At 67.6% G+C, this 6,165-nt stretch carries 6 protein-coding genes; 2 read left to right on the top strand and 4 right to left on the bottom strand.

The window, feature by feature from the left end; all coding sequences use genetic code 11:
- Together WAX14_RS24570 and ggh are read right to left on the bottom strand one after the other, a co-directional pair.
- Positions 1-525: phytoene desaturase family protein (locus tag WAX14_RS24570; RefSeq protein ID WP_422630652.1), on the bottom strand; the 525-nt coding region annotated here is incomplete at its 3' end.
- A gap of 57 nt (positions 526-582) precedes the next feature.
- Positions 583-1,920, bottom strand: coding sequence for a glucosylglycerate hydrolase (gene ggh, locus WAX14_RS24565; protein WP_422630651.1), 1,338 nt, complete (start codon positions 1,918-1,920; stop codon positions 583-585).
- A gap of 137 nt (positions 1,921-2,057) precedes the next feature.
- Between ggh and WAX14_RS24560 the strand changes: the two genes are divergently transcribed.
- Positions 2,058-2,885: a spermidine synthase gene (locus WAX14_RS24560; protein ID WP_422630653.1), complete on the top strand. Its 828-nt coding sequence runs from the start codon at positions 2,058-2,060 to the stop codon at positions 2,883-2,885.
- Between the two features lie 4 nt (positions 2,886-2,889).
- Here WAX14_RS24560 and WAX14_RS24555 read toward each other — a convergent pair whose 3' ends face one another.
- Both WAX14_RS24555 and WAX14_RS24550 read right to left on the bottom strand, forming a co-directional pair.
- The gene (locus WAX14_RS24555; protein ID WP_422630650.1) at positions 2,890-4,326 is read right to left on the bottom strand and encodes a flavin-containing monooxygenase; all 1,437 of its coding nucleotides are present in this window, start codon (positions 4,324-4,326) and stop codon (positions 2,890-2,892) included.
- A 9-nt stretch (positions 4,327-4,335) separates the two neighbouring features.
- A complete protein-coding gene (locus WAX14_RS24550; protein ID WP_422630649.1) occupies positions 4,336-5,343 on the bottom strand; it encodes a PHP domain-containing protein in 1,008 nt (335 codons plus the stop codon).
- A gap of 106 nt (positions 5,344-5,449) precedes the next feature.
- Here WAX14_RS24550 and WAX14_RS24545 point away from each other — a divergent pair, with 106 nt between their 5' ends.
- Positions 5,450-6,121 (top strand): SDR family oxidoreductase, encoded by a 672-nt coding sequence (locus WAX14_RS24545; RefSeq protein ID WP_422630648.1) that lies wholly within the window; start codon positions 5,450-5,452, stop codon positions 6,119-6,121.
- Positions 6,122-6,165 lie beyond the last annotated feature (44 nt).

The following is a 6,165-nucleotide window of genomic DNA, read 5'->3' as shown; positions in this document are numbered from 1 at the left end:
GAGCGCGCGCGCCTTCGCGGTGCGGAACCAGCGTGCCGAGACCGCGGCCGGCAGCAGCGCCCGGGGCCCGAACGCGGCGAGCCGCAGCGGATGCCTCGGCACGTTCAGGACCGGTCGCATCAGGTCGGCGGCCAACGCGTCGAACCCGACGGAAAGGTCCGCGAACATCCGGCGCCACCGTGGGCCGTCGACACCGAGTCCCACGGCGGTGGTCTCCAATGACCGGTACAGCAGCGCGGCCTCGCCGCTGTCGAGCGGGTGCGCGCAGTCGACCTCGGGCCATGTCCACCGCAGCCCGTACTCCTCGAGGCCGAGCGTCTGCAGGTAGGGGGAGCCCGCACCCATCGGATGGAACGCGGAGCAGTGGTCGTGGACCAGGCCGGGGACGGTGAGCTCGCCCGAGCGGGTCCCGCCACCGATCTCGTCGGCAGCTTCGAGGACCTGGACGTCCACGCCGCTGCGGGCGAGGTGGAGAGCGGCCGCGAGCCCGTTGGGCCCGCTGCCGACCACGACAGCTGTGCTCACGCCAAGACCTCCCGATCGTCTCCCTCGCGGTGTGCGCTCCTGCGGTCCATTGTCCACCTAACCGAGCCAATCCAGTGCGGCTGCCGCCGTCCACGACTGTTGCGTGCTGCCCAACGGTTCGCCCGTGAACGGTTCGTAGTACTCGGCGAACGAACCGTCGGAAACCTGCCGAAGCCCCTCCCCACGAAGATGATTCGAGTGCTCGGTCCAGCCGCGCCGCGCAAACGCCCACGAGAACAGCCACGTCGTCACCGGCCACACCGGTCCACGCCAGTACGCGCGGGGACGGAAAGCCTCGGACACCGGCGATGTCGACGGCGGCACGGCGTAGCGCAGGTCCGGATGACCACAGAACATCGGACCCTCGAATGCCCGCAGGAGTGTGCGTTCGGTTTCCCCCGGCAATCCGCCACACAGCAGCGGCGCGAACATCGCGAGTGTGTCGGTGGCGATCCACTTCCCGGATCTGAGATCGAAATCCTGTGCAGCGCCGGAATTCGTGTCGGACGCATCGGTGACACCGCGACGGAACCGTTCGGCCAATTCATACAGATCACACACGTCCGCACGCGGACGTGAATGCTCCTCGCCGATGACGGCAAGCACCTCGCACGACAACGCGAACACCGCGCTGACGAACACGTCTTCGACCGCGAAGCTCATGGTGGCGGCAAGCTTGTCGTCGCCGTATCGAACAGACTTCATCTCCTCGAGAAGCCACAGGTAGCGACGGTATTCGGCATCGGTGGGACGTTGCCCGGCGTCACCGACGTGCGTGAGGTCCTCGCGCCGGTACGGGGGCACCGGGCCGGGCACGACGTTCGCGTATGCGGCATCCCAACGCGGCGAATTGTCCATGCCGGTTTCCCATCCGTGATACACCGCGATGCGGCCGTTGCCGCCGACATCGCGGGCGTGCGCGAGCCAGCGATGCCAGCGCATCAGATCGGGCCACCGCCGATCGAGGAATTCTTCGGCGACGATGCGGGTACTTCGGCCGCGCCTGCGGCCGTGGTCGAGGATCCGTTGCACCGCGATCGCATGCACGGGCGGCTGGGTGATGCCCGACGTCCGCACACCCGCCGGGGCGTGCGCGGCGAGTTCGTGAGCCGCCCACCGGTCCGGGCCGGGAAAATATCCGTCGGCGCCGTCGGCGAAGACGATGTGCGGAATCATGCCGTTGTTCCACTGTGCAGACAGCAGCGTGTCGAGTTCGACGACGGCGCGTTGCACGCTGAGCGACGCCAGGCCGACGGCGATGAACGCGGCGTCCCAGCTCCACATGTGCGGATACAGCGTCGCGGACGCGCTGGTCATCGTGCCCCTATCGTTGCCCCGGAGCAGGTAGGCGGCGCGCGCGGCGAGTTGGGTAGGGGTCAATCCGCGGTCGGGCATCGTTTCATTGTGCGGCCTGCGCGCCGATACGCACCGGCAATGCCCGGTTGGCGAGCCCCGCGCGCCGCATCCGCGGTATCGGTGAGGACAATGGAGCGGTGACCACCCGTGCCCATCCCGCCGCCGATGCCGTTCTGATGCCCGGAATCCACGACATCGACACCGGCACGTGCGAGCTCGTCAGGGATCGCTACCGCCCGGACGGGTGGGTTCTCGAGGTCAACGGGGTGCCCAGCTCGCACATCGACGTATCCGATCCGACACTGCTCGAGTTCGAGTACATGCGCTGGATCGCGGATCTGATGGATGCGCACTGGACGCGCGACGACCGGCTTCGAGTGCTGCACCTGGGTGGCGGGGCATGCACGATGGCGCGATACGTCCACGCGTGGTTCCCGAACTCCCGGCAGGTGGTCGTCGAGATCGACGGACGCCTCGCCGAGCTCGTGCGCGAATGGTTCGATCTGCCGCGGGCACCGTTGATGCGGATTCGGGTCGGCGAAGCGCGGGCGGTGCTGAGCTCGCTGACCGGTGGCACCCGCGACCTGATCGTGCGGGACGTGTTCGCGTTCAACCGCACACCTGCCGCGCTGACCACCGTCGAATTCACCCGGCACGCCCACCGTGTGCTCGCTCCCGGCGGTGTCTATGCCGTGAACTGTGGCGACACCCGCGACCTGACGACGGCCAAGCGGGAGGCCGCGACGATCGGCAGTGTCTTCGCGCACACCGCCATCATCGCCGACCCGGCGATGCTGAAGGGCCGCCGCTACGGCAACGTCGTCATCGCGGGAAGCGATGCGCCGCTCGGCGATTCCGCCCGCCTCACCCGGAATCTCCTCGGTGGCGCCGTGCCCGCGCAGATCCGCCGTGACCACGAGGTGCAGCGGTTCGCGGCCGGAGCAAAGATCCTGTGCGACGCCGAGATTCCTGTTCCTGTCAGACCCGCACCGGTGCGGACGTGATGCCTCAACGGGTGAAGGTCATGGATGCGTCGATCCGGCCGAACCGCATCGTCGGCAAGTCCAGCAGATAGTTCTGGTGCATCCGCCACGGGCTGTGGGTGCCCTGCCTGGGCAGCATGCCGGCCGCGCGCTGGACGTACCCCGAGGACAGCCCGAGCAGGGGACGGGTCCGCCCGTCTCCGTGATACTCGGGCGTTGCAATCCGGTATCCCTTGCGCCGCAGATGGTTCAGCAGTCGACACACATACAGCGATACGAGATCTGCGCGCAAGGTCCACGATGCGTTCGTGTAGCCGAGGCACAGCGCGAAGTTCGGCACACCGCTGAGCATCGTCCCGCGGTACACATACGCCTCGCCCGGATCGACCTGCTGTCCGTCGACGGTGAGTGCGATGCCACCGGCCGGGACGATACGAAGACCTGTTGCGGTGATCAGCATGTCGGCCTCGAGTTCGTCGCCGGAATCGAGCCGGATGCCGTGGTCGGTGACCGCGTCGATCCGGCCGGTGACGATGTCGGCGTGACCGGACCGCAGCGCCCGGAACAGATCCGCGTCGGGAACCAAGCACATGCGCTGATCCCACGGGTCGTAGGTGGGCGCGAAATGCGGATCGACGGGCATGCTTCCGCGGAGCCGACGAGCCGCACCGGTGCGGATCACCCGGCGCGCCAGATCCGGCATCCGCTGACAGAACTGGTAGAAGGCCAGTGCCGACACGATATTCTTCGCGCGTACCAGACGGTGAGCAATATTGTCGGGCAACCATTTCCGGATCCGGTCCGCAACCACGTCGCGCGCGGGTAGCGACACCACATAGGACGGGGACCGCTGCAGCATCGTGATGCGCAGGGCGTCGTCGGCCATCGCGGGCAGCAAGGTGACCGCGGTGGCGCCGCTGCCGATCACCACCACCCGCTTGCCCGACCAGTCGAGGTCCTCTGGCCAGAACTGCGGATGCACGACGGGGCCGTCGAAGTTGCTCAGGCCCGGGATCTCCGGCAGATATCCGGCCTCGTAACTGTAATACCCGCTGCACACGTACAGGAACGAGCACGTCAGCTCCACCGGCTGCCCGTCCGCGACCGCCCGCACCGTCCACCGCGCGGTCTGCGACGACCAGGTCGCGGCCGACACCTGGTGTCCGAACCGGATTCGACGATCCACCCCGGACTCGGATGCGGTGGCGCGCACGTACTCGAGGATCGACGAACCGTCGGCGAAGGACCGGTCGCCGTGCCACGGGCGGAACGGATATCCGAAGGTGTACATATCACTGTCGGAGCGGATACCCGGATACCGAAACAGATCCCAGGTTCCACCGATGACATCTCTGCCCTCGAGGATCGTGTAGGTCAATTCCGGGCACTGCGTCTGCAGCCGGTATCCGGCGCCGATGCCGGACAGGCCGGCCCCGACGATCAACACATCGACGTGGTCCACTACGCGCTCCTATCCGGAAGTCCAGGCCAGCAGGTCTTCGACCGGCCAGCTGTTGACGACGTCTTCCGGCTCGACACCACGTTCCACCGCGCGTTCGCACCCGTACCCGAGCCAGTCCAGTTGACCGGGTGCGTGCGCGTCGGTGTCGATCGCGAATCGGCATCCGAGCCGCAAACCCAGGTCGATCAGCCGGGCCGGCGGGTCGCGGCGTTCGGGGCGGCAATTGATCTCGATGGCGGTGCCGTGGTCGCGGCACGCGGCGAACACCGTCTCCGCGTCGAAGACCGATTCGGGCCGGGTCCCGCGACCACCCGTGACGAGCCGGCCGGTGCAATGACCGAGCACGTCGACGTGCGGATTGGTCACCGCCCGCACCATCCGCCGTGTCATCGCCGACCGCTCGGCCCGGAGTTTCGAATGCACGCTCGCCACGACGATGTCGAGTTCGGCGAGCAGGTCCTCGTCCTGGTCGAGCGATCCGTCCTCGAGAATGTCGACTTCGATACCGGTCAGGATCCGCATTCCGTCGGCGGCGTCGAGTTCGGCGATCACCCCGAGTTGGGTGCGCAGCCGCTCCGCGCTCAGACCGTTCGCGACGGTGAGCCGCGGCGAATGATCGGTGACCGCGCAGTATTCGTGCCCCACCCGCGCCGCGGCGGTGCGCATCATCTCGTCGACGGGACTACCACCGTCGGACCAGTCGGAATGCGTGTGCAGATCGCCGCGCAGAGCGGTGCGCAGAGCGTCGCCTCCGCGTCCGATCGGTTCCGCATCGTCGCGGAGTTTCTGCAGGTAGGAAGGGATTCCATCCACCGATTCCCGGATCACGGCGGCAGTTTTCGGGCCGATACCGGGCAGCACCGACCACGTGTCGGTGCGCCGACGATGTTCGCGCTGATCATCGGTCATGGCTGCGACGACGTCGGCGGCGTGCCGGTAGGCACGGACACGGTACGTTTCCGCGTGCTCACGTTCGAGCCAGAACGCGACCTCGCGCAGCGCGCTCACCGGGTCCATTCCTCCATTGTGGGCGTGGCCACACGACCCGCGTACCGAGAACCGATATTCGCCCCCTGTGACGGGTCCGTTCACCCGCCGGGAGCGGGCGCATAGGCTCGACGACATGCGCCCCACAGCCTTGATCACCGGCGGCGGTCGCGGACTCGGCGCCGCGATCGCACGCGAACTCGCGACCGACCACGACCTGCTGCTCGGTGGTCGCACCGCACAGTCCCTGAACACGATCGTCACGGAACTACCCGACGCCACACCGTGGCCGGTGGATCTGCTCGACCACGACGCCGTCGCGGCGGCATGCACCGGAATCGACCGGCTCGACGTCCTCGTTCACAATGCAGGAGTAGCGAGCCTCGGTACCGTCGCGGACAGCAGCATCGACGACTGGCGGGAGATGTTCGACGCCAACGTCTTTGCTGTCGTTTCCCTGACCCAGGCTCTGCTACCCGCATTGCGTGACGCGAATGGTCATGTGGTGCTGATCAATTCGGGATCCGGATTGAACGCGAAGGCGGAATGGGGGGCGTATGCGGCAAGCAAGTTCGCGCTGCGGGCATTCGGCGACACACTCCGGCTGGAGGAACCCGCAGTGCGGGTGACCTCGGTGCATCCCGGACGCATCGACACCGACATGCAGCGCGCACTCGTCGCCGCCGAGGGCGGCGACTACCGGCCCGAACGGTATCTGCGGCCGGCGGTCGTCGCGCAGGCGGTGGGGAATGCGATCCGCACCCCCGCCGATGCCCACCCCACCGAGATGGTGCTGCGTCCCCGATAATCCGCGACCCGTCAGAACGGCAGTAGGTCAGAACGGCAGGGGAA

This window comes from Rhodococcus sp. (in: high G+C Gram-positive bacteria), from assembly GCF_049299235.1.
GTDB lineage: Bacteria > Actinomycetota > Actinomycetes > Mycobacteriales > Mycobacteriaceae > Rhodococcus.
The sequence above is the reverse complement of the archived record's forward strand: the minus strand, read 5'-3'. Positions and strand labels throughout refer to the sequence as shown.